The organism is Amaricoccus sp. (genome assembly GCF_036846665.1).
Classification (GTDB): Bacteria; Pseudomonadota; Alphaproteobacteria; order Rhodobacterales; family Rhodobacteraceae; genus Amaricoccus.
Genome location: NZ_DAIUBO010000005.1, coordinates 23430 through 39422 on the forward strand (window position 1 = coordinate 23430; position 15993 = coordinate 39422).

Genomic DNA, 15993 nt, shown 5'->3' on the forward strand with positions numbered 1-15993 from the left:
GCTGCGCGACACACGCCTGCTCTCTGCCCGCGAGACCCTACCCACCCGCGCAAAGGGCAGCGGCCGGCCCACGGGGAGGTCGCGAAGCGGCCACCCCTGGGGGGTGGGCTGGCCGCTGCCCGTGCTGACGCACGGGCGGGATGGTGAAACCCTCGCGTTCATGAAGCCGCGCAGCGTGCCGGAACGCAAGACCGCTCGATGCCCGGTCAGACGAAGGCCACCTGGGCGATCGGCGGCAGATGCGCGTCGATCTGCTGCCATTCCTCGCCGCCGTTCTCGCTGACCCAGAGATTGCCGGTGGTCGAGCCCATGGCGAGGCACTCGCCGCCCGCATCCACCACCAGCGCGTGGCGATAGACGAGATCGTAGCTGCCGCGCTCGGGCAGGCCGCGGCCGAGCACCTCGAAGCTCGCGCCGCCGTCGCGCGTCCGGGTGACCACCATGCGGCCGTCGACCGGCACCCGGCATTCGTCCTTGACCGCGGGCGCGAACCAGGCGGTCGCGGGGTCCGCGGGATGCGGCGCGACGGCGAAGCCGAAGACCGAGGGCATCGGCGCCTCGATCTCGCCGAAGGTCTCCGCTCCGTCGGTGGAGCGGAAGATGCCGTTGTGATGCTGGCACCAGACCACGTCGGGCGCGGCGGCGCAGGTGGCGACGAGATGCGGGTCCTGGACATTGGCGTCATAGGCGCGCTCGGGCGGCATATAGGCGTTGCGCAGGCCCTGTCCCGCGAGCCGCCAGGTGGCGCCGCGGTCGTCGCTCTTCCAGACGCCGCCGCAGGAGATGCCGAGGGTCATGCGCTCGGGGTCGCGCGGGTCGATGCAGATCGAATGGATGCCGGGATGGTCGAAGCCGCCGCCGAACCATTCGCCCCGTTCGGGCCGCGACCAGAGCGAGTCGACCAGCGACCAGGTCTCGCCCCGGTCGGGGCTCATGAAGAGCCCGCCGGGCAGGGTGCCGGCCCAGATCTCGCCCGGCCGGTCCGGCCCGCCCGGCGCCAGCGTCCAGATCATGTCGAGGGCCGGCGCCTCGGCATCCGGCTCCGGCGCGGCCGGATAGGCGGGGGCGGGCAGTTCCTCCCAGCTCGCGCCGTCATCCCCGGAGCGGTGCAGCTTGCAGCCGAAATGCCCCAGCCGCAGCGCGGCATAGAGCGTGCCGTCGCGCGGGTCGCGCAGGATCGCGGTGACCGGCTCGCCGAGGAAGGCGGCGGCGCCGGCCTCCCAGCCGCGGTTCCTGCGCCGGATCGGCACCAGCCCCTTGCGGCTGGCGACATAGAGCCCTTCCGTCATGCCTCACCCTCCCGAAAGCGCCTGAAGCACGTAGATCTCGTCGTCGCGGCCGACCGGGTCGGCGAGCCCCAGCCTGTCCGCAATCATCGCGTTGTTGACGAAGACATTGACATGGCGCCGCAGCCGGCCCTGCTCGTCGAGCACGTAGCCGCGCAGGAGCGGATCCTCGGCGAAGACCGCGTCCAGCGCCTCGCGCACCGTCGCGCCCTCGACCGCGGTGACGGGGGTCTCGCGGTGGCGCCTCAGATTGGCGGTGAAACTGACCTGGGGCATGGTTGCGGCTGCTTTCGCGCGAAGTGTCGCACAAGGCACCCGCGCTGCAAAGGCCCGTTCAGGCGGGCGGCTGCACCAGGTCGTGGACGAAGCCGAGCTTGGCGATGGCCGGCGCGCTGAGCACGAAGGGATAGAGGTCGGGCTGGCCCATCGAGCGGTTGAGGCTGTTGAGCGCCACGGTGAGCGGCAGCCAGGCCTCGACGAGGCTCCGGCAATCCGGCGCCCGGTAGGGATCGAAGGCGATCTCGGGCGCCTCCGCGTCGCGCGCCGTCACCTGCGGGTCGAGCGCCAGCCCGAAGCTCGCGGCCGTGTCCAGCGTGTCGACCATGTGGAAATAATGCGTCCAGGTCTCGGCGAAATCCTCCCAGGGATGCATGGTCGCATAGGCGCTGACGAAGCCCGATTGCCAGTCCGGGGGCGGGCCGTTCGCGTAATGGCGTTCGAGCGCCTCGGCGTAATCGGCGCGCTCGTCGCCGAAGACCGCGCGCGCCGCCTCGAGCCGGCCGCCGTCGCGCACCAGCAGGTCCCAGTAGTAATGGCCGACCTCGTGGCGCAGATGGCCGAGCAGGGTGCGGTAGGGCTCGCCCAGCTCCAGCCGCCGCCGCTCGCGCTCGGCGGAATCAGCCTCCGCGATGTTGATGGTCACCAGCCCGTCGGCATGGCCGGTCATCACCGGCTCCGCGCCCGCATCGGCGAGGAAGTCGAAGGCGAGGCCATGCGCGGCATCCTCGTGCTGGCTGGTCATCGGCAGGCCGAAGCGGCGGAGCGCATAGATGAGCCGCCGCTTGGCGGTCTCGATGGCGCGCCAGCGCTCGGCATTGCCGGCGATGTCGAGGTCGGGGATGGTGCGGTTCAGGCCGCAGGCCGGGCAATAGGCGTCGCCGCCCAAGGGCACCAGCCAGTTGCAGCCGCCCGATGCGGCATTGGCGCAGAAGGCCCAGGCGCTCACCGGATCGCGGACCGTCGCGAAGCCGCCGGCCTCCCGCGGCACGAGCGTCGCGAGCTCGAGAAGGTCCGGGCGGAAGCCCAGCGTCGCGCCGCAATTGAGGCAGGACGAATTCTCGAAATGCAGCATCTGCCCGCAGGTGCCGCAGGTGAAGAGCTTCATCGCCGGCTCAGCCCCGTCTCGAGCGCGGGCCGAAGATCAGCCAGGCGATGAACCCGAGCAGGGGCAGGAACAGGATCACCAGGACCCAGATGACCTTGGTGCCGGTTCCCGCCCGGGCGCCGATCACCGAGATGATCGCCCAGAGGTCGAGCACCAGCAGGACGAACCCGCCGATGCCGGTGACGTCGATGCTCACATGCGGCCTCCCTTGCGGTCAGGCCCGCCGCCGCAGCCGGGATTCGCGGGCGATGCGGACCGGGTCGTTGTCGAAGAGGCTGGCGAGCTGTTCGGTCATGGCGCCCGCCAGCTGCTCGACATCGGTGATGGTCACGGCGCGGCCGTAGTAGCGGGTCACGTCGTGGCCGATGCCGATGGCGACGAGTTCCACCGCGCGGCGGCGCTCGATCATGGCGATCACGTCGCGCAGGTGCTTCTCGAGGTAATTGGCCGGATTGACCGAGAGCGTGGAATCGTCGACCGGCGCGCCGTCGGAGATCACCATCAGCACCCGGCGGGATTCCCCGCGGGAGAGCAGCCGGCGATGCGCCCATTCCAGCGCCTCGCCGTCGATGTTCTCCTTGAGCAGCCCCTCCTTCATCATCAGGCCGAGGTTCGGCCGCGCCCGGCGCCAGGGCGCGTCGGCGGATTTGTAGACGATGTGGCGCAGGTCGTTGAGCCTTCCGGGCAGGGCGGGGCGCTGGGCGGCGAGCCAGGCCTCGCGGCTCTGGCCGCCCTTCCAGGCGCGGGTGGTGAAGCCGAGGATCTCGACCTTGACCTGGCAGCGTTCCAGCGTGCGCGCCAGCACGTCGGCGGAGATGGCGGCGATGGAGATCGGCCGGCCGCGCATGGAGCCGGAATTGTCGAGCAGGAGCGTGACGACGGTGTCGCGGAACTCGGTGTCGCGCTCCATCTTGAAGCTGAGCGGCGTCATGGGATTGGTGACCACGCGGGCGAGGCGGCCGGCGTCGAGCGTGCCCTCCTCGAGGTCGAAGTCCCAGGCGCGGTTCTGCTGCGCCTGGAGCCGGCGCTGCAGGCGGTTGGCGAGGCGGGCGACGGCGCCCTTCAGCGGCTCGAGCTGCTGGTCGAGATAGGCGCGCAGGCGTTCGAGCTCGGCCGGGTCGGCCAGATCCTCCGCCGCGATCTCCTCGTCGAATTTCGTCGAATAGACCTTGTAGCCGGGATCGGCCTCGGAATGGGGCGGCGGGCGCCATTCGCGCGGGTCGGCTTCCTCGGCCTCGGCGTCCTCCGCGGCCTCGCCGTCGTCCTCGGTGTCGAGCGCCGCCTGCATCTGGCTGGGATCGGCGCGGCTGTCGGCCGGCGCCTGCTCGCTGCCGGCCTCCTGGTCGGTGCTGTCGTCGTCGGCGCCGGCGCTCTCGGGCTCCTCGGTCTCCTCGCCGCCGTCGTCCTGCTCGTCCTCCTCGGCGGTCTCGCTGTCGGGATCCTCGCCGAGCTGGTCGCCGTAGCCGAGATCCTCGATGACCCGCCGCGCGAAGCGGGCGAAGCCCTGCTGGTCCTCCAGCACCGCGTCGAGGCCGCCGAGCGTCTCGCCCGCCTGGGATTCGAGAACGCCGCGCCAGAGGTCGAGCACGTTCTGGGCGCCGGCGGGCAGCGGCCGGCCGGTGGCGAGCTGGCGCACCAGATAGCCGGCGGCCTGGGCGAGTGGCGCCTTTTCGGGATCGGTGATCTCGGCATAGCCGAGCCGCCGCGCCTCGTCGCCGATCCGGGCGTCGATGTTGCCGGCGGTGCCGGGCATGGCCCGCGCGCCGACCGACTCGCAGCGCGCGGTCTCCATCGCCTCGAAAAGGGCGGCGGCGACCTCGCCCTCCGGCGCGTAGCGGCGGTGGGTGGCGTCGTCGTGGAAGCGCAGGCGCAGGGCATAGGCATCCGCGGTGCCGCGCGCCAGCAGCACCTCGTTGCGCGTCATGCGCCGGGTGACCTGGGGCAGCCGCATGGTGCCGGCCGAGACGCCCGGCGGGTCGACGGAATAGGCCACGGTCAGCTCGCCCTCGCCGGCCATGGCGCGGGTCGCCTCGGCGAGCGCCTTCTTGAAGGGGTCGGCGGGGTTGTCGACTGGCTTGCTCATCACCGATAGATCATCCCGATGGGAGCCGGGCGCAAGACCGGCTCCCGCAGCTTCCGGCGCGCGCTAGCCCTTCGGGATGCGCAGGACCTGTCCCGGATAGATCTTGTCGGGGTCCTGGAGCATCGGCCGGTTCGCCTCGAATATCTCATTGTAGCGCGCACCCTTGCCCAGCGTCCTTTCCGCGATCTTCCAGAGCGTGTCGCCCTTCACCACGGTGTGGAAGACCGGCGCGGCGCCGGGTTCGGGGGTCTCGATCGCATCCTCGACCCGGGCGACGCCCGCGACATTGCCGGCGGCGATGATGATCTTCTCGCGCTCCTCCTCGGTCGGGGCGCGTCCCGACACCTTCACGGTGTCGCCCTCGACCTCGATCTCGAGCCCCTCGGACTTGAGCCCGAGATCGTCGATCTCCTTCTTCAGCGCCTCCGCCGCGGGCGCCTCGGCCGCCTCGGCGCCGCCGAAGCCGAGCGACTTGCCCGCTTCCTTGACGAAATTCCAGAGTCCCATGGTCTGACCTCCCTACCCAGAAGACCCTCCAACGCATTTGCGCGGGAAGGGTTCGGCAAATTGCAGCCCCGGGTCAGCCCAGGCTCATGCTCACCGCGCTCTCCGGCAGCTCCTTGTCGAAGCAGCGCTGGTAGAATTCCGCCACCGTCTGCCGTTCGAGCTCGTCGCATTTGTTGAGGAAGGTCACGCGGAAGGCGAAGCCGATGTCGCCGAAGATCCGCGCGTTCTCGGCCCAGCTCAGCACCGTGCGCGGGCTCATGACGGTGGAGAGGTCGCCGTTCATGAAGGCCGCGCGGCTGAGATCGGCCACGGTGACCATGCGGCTGACGGTCTTGCGGCCCTCGGGCGTGTCGTAATGCGGATATTTCGCCAGCACGATCCCGACTTCGGCGTCATGGGCGAGATAGTTGAGCGTGACCACGAGGCTCCAGCGGTCCATCTGGCCCTGGTTGATCTGCTGGGTGCCGTGGTAGAGCCCGGTGGTATCGCCGAGGCCGATGGTATTGGCCGTGGAGAACAGGCGGAAATAGGGATGCGGCCGGATCACCTTGTTCTGGTCGAGAAGCGTCAGCTTGCCGTCGGTCTCGAGCACGCGCTGGATGACGAACATCACGTCCGGCCGCCCGGCGTCGTATTCGTCGAAACAGATCGCCACCGGGTTGCGCAGGCACCATGGCAGGATGCCCTCCTGGAACTCGGTCACCTGCATGCCGTCGCGGATGCGGATCGCATCCTTGCCGATCAGGTCGATGCGGGAGATGTGGCTGTCGAGATTGACGCGCACGCAGGGCCAGTTCAGCCGCGCCGCCACCTGCTCGATATGGGTCGACTTGCCGGTGCCGTGGTAGCCCTGGATCATGACGCGGCGGTTGTGGGCGAAGCCCGCGAGGATCGCCAGCGTGGTGTCCGGGTCGAAGCGGTAGGTCGGGTCGATGTCCGGCACGCGTTCGCTCGGCTCGGCGAAAGCGCGCACGGTCAGATCGGTGTCGATGCCGAAGACGTCGCGGACGCTGAGATCCATCGTCGGTTCTGAGCTCATCTCCATCCTGCCGTCCGCCATCGTTTTCCCCGCCGGTGCGTTCCGTGCTTCTGCATCATATCTGACCGCGGGGGGCAAGCGAAAGCGGAGCGCGGCGATGCCCGCGCACCTCGCGCGCGACAAGTTCGGCCGAACCTGCTACTATTGCGATCAAGGCATTTTCAAGCCGCCGCTGCGTCCTTGCGCGGGCCGGCGTCCGCATCGAAGCAGGATCAAGCGAGGAGGGAGGGAGAATTCATGGCCGTCGCGCCCTGGATGAAGCGCAACAGTCTCGAGATCCAGTTCTGGGGCTACGAGATCGGCAACATCATCGCCTCCCTGACCGGTGCGGGCGGAATCCGGGTCTTCGCCGAAAGCCTGGTCGACGCCTACCGGGCCGGTGGCGCATCGCCCGTCGCGGTGGCCTTCTGGCTCGCCCGGGAGCACCCCGAGGCCTTCGCCACCCTCGGCGTGATGGCCATCGTCGTCATCGCCTTTCCGCTCGGCTCGGCGGTGGAGCGGCGGTTCGGACCGCGGGCGGCCGATGCGGTCAATGCGCTCGCCGTTCCGCTGGCGCTGGCGCTCCTGGCCTTCGCGCTCGTTCGCGAGGCCAATCTGTTCACCGTCGCGGCCTGCGCCTTCGTGGTCGGCTCCTGCCTGCTGCGCGGGGCGGGCCATTTCCCGCTGCTCCTGAAGCTCGGCGGGCTGGCGCTGAGCGTCGGCGGCCTCGCGCTCGCCGGTGCCGGCGTCATGGTGCTGGCGGTCGAATTGTTCGGCTCCGGCGGGACGGGCATCCTGCTCAGCGCCGCGACCTTCCTGTCCGGGGTCTTCGTGGCCGGCGCGGGGCTCCTGACCTACCAGGGCGGATGCCGGGCCGTGGAGGCCGCGCAGGCGGGGGGCGAGGGCCGGGGCGACGAGGGCGGTGTGTCCTTCGGCGCCGGCGATCTGCGGTCGCTCTTGTCGGTGCAGGGGCCGCTCGCCGGGGCGATGGCCCGGACGCTCGATCCGGCCATCGAATGGACGATCCGCGCGATGGTGCATCCGGGCCTCTTCTGGATCTCCGAGGGCACGAAGCAGGCGCAGCCGTTCCGGACGAGCATGCTCGCGCGCCTGCCCTGGCGCGTGATCACCGGCACGCTGGCGCTCTCGACCGGGACCGCCGCCGGCGTCAGCTTCGCCGTCGCCAACCTGCTCTGGGCGGTGGGCGACATGGCGATCGGCGCGCTGGATTCGGATGCTGCGGTCGAGACCGCGACTCCGGGGGCGGCGCGTTCGGGGGCGAGTCCTGCGGATCCAAGGGTCTAGTCGCGGAAGCTTCGGCTCACCTTGATCTGCTCCCAGGCCCAGACCACTTTGGCCAGCCGCGCCTCGTCGTCGCGGCGGCCGCTCACGAGGAATGTGTGTGGCGAACGCCCTGCCGATGCGTCGATGACTCAGCCGCCGCGCTCGGCCTCGCAGTCCGGCAGGCGTCGCGCCGGCGGGATCGCGGCGGCGTCGGCAGTGCAGATCGGCAGGCCCGCCTTTCGCGCGCCGTCGACGAAGAGAGCGACCGAGCTGCTGCCCGGCTGGTAGAAGTCGTTGGCGATCCAGGCCTCGGCGCTGAATTCCGGATCGAGGCGCAGGAGCTCGGCGACCTCGGCGCGCGCCGCCGCGTCGCCCGCCTGCGCGAGCGCCAGCGCGAGCATGAGCCGTGCTTCGAACCATCGGTGCGGGAGCTTGCGAAGCACCGCGGCGGCCTCGGCGTAGCGGCCGGAATAATAGAGCGGGTAGGCGCGCTGGAACCAGTAGTAGGGCGGGTGGAGCGGGTCGATCTCGGCCAGGCGGTCGAGGATCGCGAGCCCGTTCCCGGCGGCTTCCGTGCCGAGCGCGATCGGGCTGATCGCCCCGACCTTGCCGAGGATGACCGAATCGTTTGGATAGGTCGCGAGCGCCCGTTCGAAGGCTGCACGCCCCGCATCCGCATCGCCGCGGCGGAAATAGCTCAATCCCTGGGCCATCAGCACGCGGCCGTGGTCGGGGTCGAGTTCAGCGGCCCGGTCCACCGCCGCCTCGAATCGCTCCCAGGCGGCGGCCCGGCTTCCCCAATCAGAAAATGCCTCCTGTAGGTGCGTTCCTGCGAGAAAGATCCATCCGATCAAGAGCTCCGGGTCCCGGGCGACGGCCTCTTCGATCAGCGCCCGGGCCTCCCGGATGCCCGCCTCGTCGTTTCTGCCGTAGGGCGCCTTCGCCCGGATCAGAAGCTCGAAGGCCGTGAGGTTCCGCGGCCTCGACCGCTCGGCTCGCGCCAGCCATTCCTTCCAGATCACGCCGCTGTAGCCCGACAAGGTGCCGACGATTTCGGTGACCAGCGGATCGCGGATCGCGAAGATATCGTCCAACGCCTGCTCGAAACGGCCGCTCCAAGCATTGAGGTGCGATTCCGAATCGACCAGCCGCACCGCCACGCGAAGGCGATCCTCCCCTTGTTCGAGCCGGCCCTCGAGCACGTAGTCGGCTCCGAGCTCGCGCAGGCGATCGATCGCGTCGTCTCCCTCGACGCCCGCCACGGTGTTGCGGGCGAGGACGCGGAGCGAGCGGGCGCGCGAGAGCTCGGTGACCACGTCGTCGGTCAGGGCCTCGGCGACACCAGCCCGAATCGGATCGCCCAGGTCGGTCTGCAGCGGCAGGACGGCGATGCCGATGTCGTGCGGCGGCGGCCCCGGTCGCCAGAGCGCAAACCCCGCTGCGGCAAGCATCAGGACGAGCACGAGCGCAGCCAGGGGCGCGGTACGGCCGCGACGGCGCAACGTCGGCGGCGGCTCGAGGAGGTAGCCGCGCCGCGGAACCGTCTGCAGCACCGCATGCGCCTCGTCGCCGAGCGCGCGGCGGATCTGGTGGATGCATTGCACGAGGCTGTCGTCGGTGACGGCGACGCCCTCCCAGACCACGTCGATCAGCTCCTGCTTGGTCACGACCTCGCCGGGATGGGCGGCGAGGTGGCGCAGCACGGCGAAGGCCTGGGGACGCAGGGCGATGGGCGCACCCGCGGCGTCGCGCAGCGTCTCGCGGCGGAAATCGACGACCCGCCCGTTCACGGAAAGGAAAGATGCCGCGTCGCCCACGCGCCCCCCCCTGGGTCTTGCCGCGAGCGTAGCACGTGGCCGATCAGGACGGGAGTCCGGTAAAAGATCGGCGCCCGATCGGGCGGCCATCGTCGGGCGATCAGGACTCCGGGGGGGGCCGGTGCCAGGCTTCCGACATGGATCTCCGGACCAGGCTCCTGTTGACCGTCTTTGCCGCGACCGCGGCTGCCGCCGTCGGCGCCGAACGCTCGCTGCCGCCGGAGGACGCGGGCAGGGCGGAATTCGTCGGCGACGTCCAGGTCCCCGTCAACGCCGCCGCGGCCGCCGTCGGCGCGTGGCTCGCGGCGGAGTTCGACCTCCCGCCCGCGCCGCTCCCGGCGATCCGCCTTTCGTCGCCCGCTGCGATGGCCGCACTCTATCGCGGTGGTGCGACGCTGGCCGACGGGACGGATGCGCGCCGGGTCGTGGCGCTCTACGACCAGCGGCAGGCGACCATCCATCTGCCCGAAGGATGGACAGGCACCGGCGCAGTCGAAATGTCGATGCTCGTGCACGAGATGGTGCACCATCTCCAGGCGAGCGCAGGATGGGAGCCCGGCTGCCCGGCCGAGGTCGAGGCGCTTGCCTACGAGGCGCAGGCTCGCTGGCTCGCCCTCTTCGGCCAGGACCTCACCCGCGCGCTGGCGATCGACCCGCTTTTCCTGAGGCTTCTTGGCATCTGCGGCTTCTGACGGCCGGCGTCAGTCGCGAAAGCTTCGGCTGACCTTGATCTGCTCCCAGGCCCAGACCACTTCGGCCAGCCGCGCCTCGTCGTCGCGGCGGCCACCGTTCATGTCAGGGTGAAGGTCCTTCACCAGGGCCTTGTACTGCTTTCGGATTTCCTGCTTGGTCTGGTTGTCCTGCGCGTCGAGGATCTCGAGCGCCCGCCGCTCGGTCGGCGGCAGGCGTCGCGCGCGCGGCGACTTGCGGTCGGCGCCCGGGTTCAGGGTCGCCTTGTCGCCGAGCAGCTCGGTCGGGTCGTCGAAGCCGAAGCGCTGCCAGGCCCGGCCTTCCGCATGGGGCTGGGTGCCGTTGCGGTCGACGCTCTGCCGGAACGGCCGGGTCGGCCGCTCCCAGACCCGGTCGGCGGCGAATTGCCGCTCCAGGTCGTCGTCGGAATGCGATTCGAAGAAGTTCCACTTCAGGTTGTACTCGCGAACATGGTCGAGACAGAACCAGTGGAAATCGTCGAGGCTGTCGGGCGATTTCGGCGCGCGGAACTTCCCCGGCTTGTCGCAGCCGGGCTTGTCGCAGATGCGCCCGGAGCTTTCGACCGCGCCGGACTGGCTGCGCGAGCGCGCGCGCCGCTTCTTGTCGGCGGCGGCGGAGATGTCGAACTCGAAGGGCGTGCGGCGGCTCATCGGCAGCCGATCCTTTCATCTGGGCGACTCGGGGCCTAGAGTTTAGTGATTTGTCGGGGCGGGCCAAGCCCCGTAGCGAGGGAGGATCCGGTGGCGAATGCAGGGAAAATAATGGCCGAGAGGCTGCATTCCAAGCTGAGCCTGGCCTTCGAGCCGGAGTACATCGCGGTCATCGACGAGAGCGAGACCCATCGCGGCCATGCCGGCTGGCGCGAGGGGGGCGGCACGCATTTCCGCGTCGAGATGCGCAGCGCCGCCTTCGACGGCATGGGGCGGCTGGCGCGCAGCCGGGCGGTGCATCGCGTGCTGCGCGAGGAGCTCGACGGCCCGATCCATGCGCTCGCGCTGACCCTCTCGGGCCGCGATGGCTGATCAGCCGCGCTCGGCGGGACCGAGCTGCGGTGCGGCGCGCAGGGGGGATGCCGGGCGCGCCGTGGGATCGGCGGACGGGTCCGCGATCTGTGGTTCGACGCGGCTGCCGGTAATCGGTTCGCGTGTTGACCTCGCCGGCCGCGATTCGCCGGTGATCTCGCGGATCGCGCCATCGGGGGCGGGGTCGGCGAGTGCCGCGAGCTGCGGGCCGAGCGTCTCGCGCGGGCGGCGGAAGATGAGCAGCGTCTCGTCCTGTTCCACCGCCTTGTGGAACCAGCCGCCGGAGGGCGTGGAGGGCAGCCGTTCGGCGCGCAGGTATTCCCAGCCCTGCCGCGCATGCTCGTTGATCGCCTCGGTGATGGTGAGCGCGAAGAGGTCCGAGGCGGATTTCACCCCCCGGGACTTCTTCGCCCGGCGCGGCGCCGGAACCGCCTTGTAGTCGAAGTAGGTCATCGCTTCCCCCTGATGGCCGCCCTGGCCCGCCCGGCGCTCACTCCACCCCGAGCTTTCGGCGCACCGCCGCCTGCACCGCCTGCGGATTGGCCTTGCCGCCGGTCGCCTTCATCACCTGGCCGACGAACCAACCGGCGAGCGCGGGCTTGGCCAGCGCCTGCGCCGCCTTCTCCGGATTGGCGGCCACCACCTCGGCGACCGCCGCCTCGATCGCGCCGCTGTCGGTCACCTGGCGCAGGCCGCGCGCCGCGACGATCGCCGCCGGCTCGCCGCCCTCGGTCCAGAGGATCTCGAAGACGTCCTTGGCGATCTTGCCCGAGATCTCGCCGCTCGCGATCAGGTCGAGGAGGCCGCCGAGCTGGCCCGGGCCGATCGGGCTCGCCTCGATGCCGTGGCCCTCGCGGTTCAGCCGGCCGAAGAGCTCGTTGATCACCCAGTTCGCCGCCGCCTTGCCGTCGCGGCCGCGCGCCACGGCCTCGAAGTAATCCGCGCTCGCCACCTCCGCGGTCAGCACGCCGGCGTCGTATTCGGTCATGCCGTAGTCGAGCACGAAACGCGCCTTCCTGGCGTCCGGAAGCTCGGGAAGGCCCGCGGCGATGGCGTCGATCCAGGCCTGGTCGAGTTCGAGCGGCAGCAGATCGGGATCGGGGAAGTAGCGGTAATCATGCGCTTCTTCCTTGGAGCGCATGGAGCGCGTCTCGCCCCGGGCGGGATCGTAGAGGCGCGTTTCCTGCTCGATGCGCCCGCCGTCCTCGAGGATCGCGATCTGGCGGCGCGCCTCGAATTCGATCGCCTGCACGATGAAGCGCATCGAGTTCATGTTCTTGATCTCGCAGCGGGTGCCGAGATCGGTGGAGCCCGCCGGGCGGACGGAGACGTTCACGTCGGCGCGCAGGCTGCCTTCCTGCATGTTGCCGTCGCAGGTGCCCAAGTAGCGCAGGATCTGGCGCAGCTTGCGGACGTATTCCGCCGCCTCCTCGGGGCCGCGGATGTCGGGGCGCGAGACGATCTCCATCAGCGCCACGCCGGTGCGGTTGAGATCGACGAAGGAGAGCGCGGGGTCGAGGTCGTGGATCGACTTGCCCGCGTCTTGCTCGAGATGGATACGCTCGATCCTGACCTTGCGCGCGAGGCCGGGCCCGAGATCGACCAGCACCTCGCCCTCGCCGACGATCGGGTGGTAGAGCTGGCTGATCTGGTAGCCCTGCGGCAGGTCGGGATAGAAGTAGTTCTTGCGGTCGAAGCGGGAGTAGCGGTTGATCGCGGCCTTGAGCCCGAGCCCGCTGCGCACCGCCTGCTCGACGCAGAATTCGTTCACCACCGGCAGCATGCCGGGCATCGCGGCATCCACCAGGCTGACGTTTGTATTGGGCTCGGCGCCGAAGGCGGTGGAGGCGCCGGAGAAGAGCTTGGATTTCGAGGTGACCTGGGCATGGACCTCCAGCCCGATCACCATTTCCCAGTCGCCCTTCGCGCCGGCGATGACCTTGGGGTCCGGTTCCCGATAGGTTAGCTCGGCCATGCGCTCGTCCGTCGGTGATGCAGGCCGCCCTCTTACCGGGGCGGCGACGGTGCGGCAAGGCCCGGTTCAGACTGTCACCGGTTATGCTATTGCACCTGGCGCCCGTGCATTCCCCGACCGCCCCGCTCCAAGACGAGAGCAGCGCCCGCCTGGGGGCGGGGCGGGCGCTGCCCGGCGGTGCCCGCCAGGCGGGATGGTGACGCCAGGCGCGCCCGGAACTCGGGCGGCGGGGTTGCGTTGCGAAATGCCATTCCCCGGCCGACCGTCAGACCATCAGGCGCGCGGGCTTCAGGCGGCGCGGCCGCGAATAGCGCGGGGCGGTGAGCACGGTCTGGGGCTTCTGGCCGCCCAGTTCGAGCGTTCGGGCGCGCAGGACCTCGGTCGCCTCCGCGGATCCGGAGGGCAGGGTCGCCGGGTCGATCGGCGCACCGACCGTCAGCCGGTAGGGCTGATAGGGCTTGTTCAGCACCTCGTGGAAGATGGTGATGTCGCGCAGCGTCGGGTGGATGCGGTCGAAGAGATAGAAGAGCGCCGAGTTGCGCGCGGTGATGTGCAAGGGCACCACCGGCAGGTCGAAGCGCCGCGCGAGCATGGCGCCCGAGGCCATCCAGGGGCGTTCATGCAGCGAGAGCCAGCGGCGCTTGGCCAGCCGCCCGGAGGGGAAGAGCACGCCCATGCGCCCGGCCTCGAAGGCCCTATGGGCATAGGCCATGGTCTCGCGGTTCTGCTTGTGGGTGCGCTTCTCGGGCCGCCATTCCACCGGCGCGATCAGGCTCCCGAGCTGGGGCAGGACCCGCAGCGCGTCCGCATTGGCGAAGATGAAGAGATCCGGGCGTCTCCGGGCGAGCGCGCCGAAGAGCACGATGCCGTCGGCGATGCCGGTCGGATGGTTGCAGACGACCATCAGCGGGCCGGTCTCGGGGATGTTCTCCAGGCCGCTGATCTCGACGTGCAGCGCGATCATCTCCGCCAGCGACTGCATCACGTCCGGTCCCGGCATCGGCTCCAGCGCCTCGCCGATCCGGACGGTTCGCTCGTAGCTCAGGATGCGCTTGAGCAGGCGGCGGGCAAGCCAGACGCCGGGGCCGCCCCGACGGAGCCAGGGCGCCCGTTCCTCGATGAGCTCGTCGATCGTGCCCCGCATGGTCGGATCCTATCGTGCCAGTTCGACAAACGCGTGACAAGCGGCGGCGTTCCTCCGGCGGAGTTCAGCCGTCCGCCTCCCGGAGCAGCCGCTCCACCATCTCGCCGGTGTCGCGGGAGAGCGCGGGGCGGGCGCCGAGGCGCTGGAGCTCGCCGCGGATCAGCGCCTGGCGGCCGGCGTCGAAGCTGCGCCAGGTGGCGAAGGCCGAGGTCAGCCGGGCGGTGGTCTGCGGGTTGATCGGATCGAGACGGATCAGCCAGTCCGCGAGCAGGCGGTAGCCGGCGCCGCCGGCGGCGTGGAAGGCGGCGAGATTGGCGTTGGCGAAGGTGCCGATGAGCGCGCGGAAGCGGTTGGGGTTCCGCCAGTCGAAATCCGGGTCCCGCGTCAGCGCCTCGACCGTCGCGACGGCGGTCTCGGGGGGCGAATGCGCCGCCTGCACGGCGAACCATTTGTCGAGCACGAGGCGGTCGTCGCGCCAGGCCGCGCGGAACTCGGCCAGGGCGACCTCGGCCCGGTTCCGGCCGACGAGCAGGGAAAGCGCGGCCATGCGCTCGGTCATGTTGTCCGCGCCGGCGAAATGCGCCGCGGCGAGGGCGGCCTCGGGATCGCGCGCGGTGATCAGCGCGAGCGCGCGGCCGCGCAGGGCGCGATGGCCCGCCGCGGCGGCGTCCGGGCTGTAGGGGCCGTCGAGCCCATGCGCGTCGTAGAGGCGACGGAGCCGCGGGCCGAGCGCATCGGCGATCGCGGCCTCGAGCCTGCGGCGGGCGTGATGGAGCGCGAGCGGATCCGGAAGCCTGCCGGATTCGGCGAGATGGGCGATGGCCTCTTCGAGCGAGGGCAGGTCGAGCAGGAGCGCCCGGTAGTCCGGCGCGAGCGCGGGATCCTCGGCGACGCGCGCCAACGCGGCGAGATAGTCCGGATCGGGGGCGAGCCTGGGATCGGCGCTCGTCGCGGCGAGGATGCCGAGGGCGAGGCTTCGGCCGGCCTGCCATTTGCTGAACGGGTCGGTCTCGTGGGCGAGCAGGAAGGCGCCGCCGTTCCCGCCGGTCGGGCCGGTCAGGATGACCGGGGCGGAGAAGCCGCGCAGGAGCGAGACGACCGGCCGCGCGGGCAGGTCCCAGGTGAAGTCCTGCCGCCCGCGGGCGAGTTCGAGCACGGCCTCGGCCAGCGGCGCGCCGGTCTCCGGGTCTAAGAGCGCGCAGGCGACCGGGATCAGGAGCGGCGCCTTGCGCGGCTGGCCGGCGGTCGGCGGCGTGGATTGCGCGAGTGCCAGCGTGAAGCGGCCGCCCTCCCAGGTCTCGCGCGCCGTCACATGCGGCGTCCCGGCCTGGGAATACCAGCGCGCGAACTGGGTCAGGTCGCGGCCCGAGGCATCCTCGAAGACGCGCAGCCAGTCCTCAATGGTGCAGGCCTGGCCGTCGTGGCGGTCGAAATAGAGGTCGAGCGCGCGGGCATAGGTCTCGGGGCCGACGATGCGGCGCAGCATGCCGATGACCTCCGCGCCTTTCTCGTAGACGGTGGCGGTGTAGAAGTTGTTGATCTCGATGTATTCCTCCGGCCGGACCGGATGGGCGAGCGGGCTCGCGTCCTCGCGGAACTGGGTGGCCCGCAGGCGGATCACGTCCTCGATGCGCTTGACGCCGGCGCCGCGCTGGTCGGAGGAGAACTGCTGGTCGCGGAAGACCGTCAGCCCCTCCTTGAGGCAGAGCTGGAACCAGTCGCGGCAGGTGATGCGGTTGCCGGTCCAGTTGTGGAAATACTC

The 15993-nt window shown here is 70.6% G+C and carries 16 protein-coding genes; 3 read left to right on the forward strand and 13 right to left on the reverse strand.

What is annotated here, in order from left to right; translation table 11 throughout:
* Positions 1-206 precede the first annotated feature (206 nt).
* The 7 genes from V7050_RS01150 to cobS form a co-directional block, all read right to left on the reverse strand.
* A complete protein-coding gene (locus V7050_RS01150) occupies positions 207-1289 on the reverse strand; it encodes a WD40/YVTN/BNR-like repeat-containing protein (RefSeq protein ID WP_324365266.1) in 1083 nt (360 codons plus the stop codon).
* 3 nt (positions 1290-1292) lie between these two features.
* Positions 1293-1562, reverse strand: coding sequence for a MoaD/ThiS family protein (locus V7050_RS01155; protein WP_324365267.1), 270 nt, complete (start codon positions 1560-1562; stop codon positions 1293-1295).
* Between the two features lie 58 nt (positions 1563-1620).
* Positions 1621-2670, reverse strand: coding sequence for a zinc-binding metallopeptidase family protein (locus V7050_RS01160; RefSeq protein ID WP_324365268.1), 1050 nt, complete (start codon positions 2668-2670; stop codon positions 1621-1623).
* Positions 2671-2677: 7 nt separating this feature from the next.
* Positions 2678-2866 carry a PLDc N-terminal domain-containing protein gene (locus V7050_RS01165; protein ID WP_324365269.1) on the reverse strand — a complete coding sequence of 63 codons (189 nt, stop codon included), beginning with the start codon at positions 2864-2866 and terminating at the stop codon, positions 2678-2680.
* 18 nt (positions 2867-2884) lie between these two features.
* Entirely contained in the window at positions 2885-4753 is a 1869-nt protein-coding gene (gene cobT, locus V7050_RS01170; RefSeq protein ID WP_324365270.1) for a cobaltochelatase subunit CobT, read from the reverse strand.
* 63 nt (positions 4754-4816) lie between these two features.
* Positions 4817-5260 (reverse strand): peptidoglycan-binding protein LysM, encoded by a 444-nt coding sequence (gene lysM, locus V7050_RS01175; RefSeq protein ID WP_324365271.1) that lies wholly within the window; start codon positions 5258-5260, stop codon positions 4817-4819.
* A gap of 73 nt (positions 5261-5333) precedes the next feature.
* Positions 5334-6320, reverse strand: coding sequence for a cobaltochelatase subunit CobS (cobS, locus tag V7050_RS01180; RefSeq protein WP_324365272.1), 987 nt, complete (start codon positions 6318-6320; stop codon positions 5334-5336).
* Positions 6321-6536: 216 nt separating this feature from the next.
* On the opposite strand from cobS, the gene V7050_RS01185 reads away from it, so the two are divergent.
* Positions 6537-7583, forward strand: coding sequence for a hypothetical protein (locus V7050_RS01185; RefSeq protein WP_324365273.1), 1047 nt, complete (start codon positions 6537-6539; stop codon positions 7581-7583).
* Positions 7584-7711: 128 nt separating this feature from the next.
* Here the strand turns inward: V7050_RS01185 and V7050_RS01190 are convergent, their stop codons facing one another.
* Positions 7712-9379 (reverse strand): winged helix-turn-helix domain-containing protein, encoded by a 1668-nt coding sequence (locus V7050_RS01190; RefSeq protein WP_324365274.1) that lies wholly within the window; start codon positions 9377-9379, stop codon positions 7712-7714.
* A 137-nt stretch (positions 9380-9516) separates the two neighbouring features.
* Between V7050_RS01190 and V7050_RS01195 the strand changes: the two genes are divergently transcribed.
* Positions 9517-10071, forward strand: a complete 555-nt coding sequence (locus V7050_RS01195) for a DUF6647 family protein (RefSeq protein ID WP_324374350.1) — start codon at positions 9517-9519, stop codon at positions 10069-10071.
* 9 nt (positions 10072-10080) lie between these two features.
* On the opposite strand, the gene V7050_RS01200 is transcribed toward V7050_RS01195, so the two are convergent.
* Positions 10081-10740, reverse strand: a complete 660-nt coding sequence (locus V7050_RS01200; RefSeq protein ID WP_324365276.1) for a J domain-containing protein — start codon at positions 10738-10740, stop codon at positions 10081-10083.
* 111 nt (positions 10741-10851) lie between these two features.
* Between V7050_RS01200 and V7050_RS01205 the strand changes: the two genes are divergently transcribed.
* Positions 10852-11112: a BolA family protein gene (locus tag V7050_RS01205; RefSeq protein ID WP_324365277.1), complete on the forward strand. Its 261-nt coding sequence runs from the start codon at positions 10852-10854 to the stop codon at positions 11110-11112.
* On the opposite strand, the gene V7050_RS01210 is transcribed toward V7050_RS01205, so the two are convergent.
* The 4 genes from V7050_RS01210 to V7050_RS01225 all read right to left on the reverse strand — a co-directional run.
* Positions 11113-11565, reverse strand: a complete 453-nt coding sequence (locus V7050_RS01210; protein WP_324365278.1) for a hypothetical protein — start codon at positions 11563-11565, stop codon at positions 11113-11115.
* A gap of 37 nt (positions 11566-11602) precedes the next feature.
* Complete coding sequence (gene gatB, locus V7050_RS01215) at positions 11603-13087, reverse strand: Asp-tRNA(Asn)/Glu-tRNA(Gln) amidotransferase subunit GatB (RefSeq protein WP_324365279.1); 1485 nt, start codon at positions 13085-13087, stop codon at positions 11603-11605.
* Positions 13088-13352: 265 nt separating this feature from the next.
* Positions 13353-14231 carry a 1-acyl-sn-glycerol-3-phosphate acyltransferase gene (locus V7050_RS01220; protein WP_324365280.1) on the reverse strand — a complete coding sequence of 293 codons (879 nt, stop codon included), beginning with the start codon at positions 14229-14231 and terminating at the stop codon, positions 13353-13355.
* A 64-nt stretch (positions 14232-14295) separates the two neighbouring features.
* Positions 14296-15993 (reverse strand): DUF3458 domain-containing protein (locus tag V7050_RS01225; RefSeq protein WP_324410182.1); only part of this gene is annotated, 1698 nt, incomplete at its 5' end.

Excerpts from the sequence above, each read along its gene's own strand:
- V7050_RS01210 (WP_324365278.1), bottom strand. The coding sequence starts at position 11,565 with ATGACCTACTTCGACTACAAGGCGGTTCCGGCGCCGCGCCGGGCGAAG.
- V7050_RS01205 (WP_324365277.1), top strand. The coding sequence starts at position 10,852 with ATGGCCGAGAGGCTGCATTCCAAGCTGAGCCTGGCCTTCGAGCCGGAG.
- V7050_RS01185 (WP_324365273.1), top strand. The coding sequence starts at position 6,537 with ATGGCCGTCGCGCCCTGGATGAAGCGCAACAGTCTCGAGATCCAGTTC.
- V7050_RS01195 (WP_324374350.1), top strand. The coding sequence starts at position 9,517 with ATGGATCTCCGGACCAGGCTCCTGTTGACCGTCTTTGCCGCGACCGCG.
- V7050_RS01155 (WP_324365267.1), bottom strand. The coding sequence starts at position 1,562 with ATGCCCCAGGTCAGTTTCACCGCCAATCTGAGGCGCCACCGCGAGACC.
- gatB (WP_324365279.1), bottom strand. The coding sequence starts at position 13,087 with ATGGCCGAGCTAACCTATCGGGAACCGGACCCCAAGGTCATCGCCGGC.
- V7050_RS01150 (WP_324365266.1), bottom strand. The coding sequence starts at position 1,289 with ATGACGGAAGGGCTCTATGTCGCCAGCCGCAAGGGGCTGGTGCCGATC.
- V7050_RS01220 (WP_324365280.1), bottom strand. The coding sequence starts at position 14,231 with ATGCGGGGCACGATCGACGAGCTCATCGAGGAACGGGCGCCCTGGCTC.
- V7050_RS01160 (WP_324365268.1), bottom strand. The coding sequence starts at position 2,670 with ATGAAGCTCTTCACCTGCGGCACCTGCGGGCAGATGCTGCATTTCGAG.
- cobT (WP_324365270.1), bottom strand. The coding sequence starts at position 4,753 with ATGAGCAAGCCAGTCGACAACCCCGCCGACCCCTTCAAGAAGGCGCTC.
- cobS (WP_324365272.1), bottom strand. The coding sequence starts at position 6,320 with ATGGCGGACGGCAGGATGGAGATGAGCTCAGAACCGACGATGGATCTC.
- V7050_RS01200 (WP_324365276.1), bottom strand. The coding sequence starts at position 10,740 with ATGAGCCGCCGCACGCCCTTCGAGTTCGACATCTCCGCCGCCGCCGAC.
- lysM (WP_324365271.1), bottom strand. The coding sequence starts at position 5,260 with ATGGGACTCTGGAATTTCGTCAAGGAAGCGGGCAAGTCGCTCGGCTTC.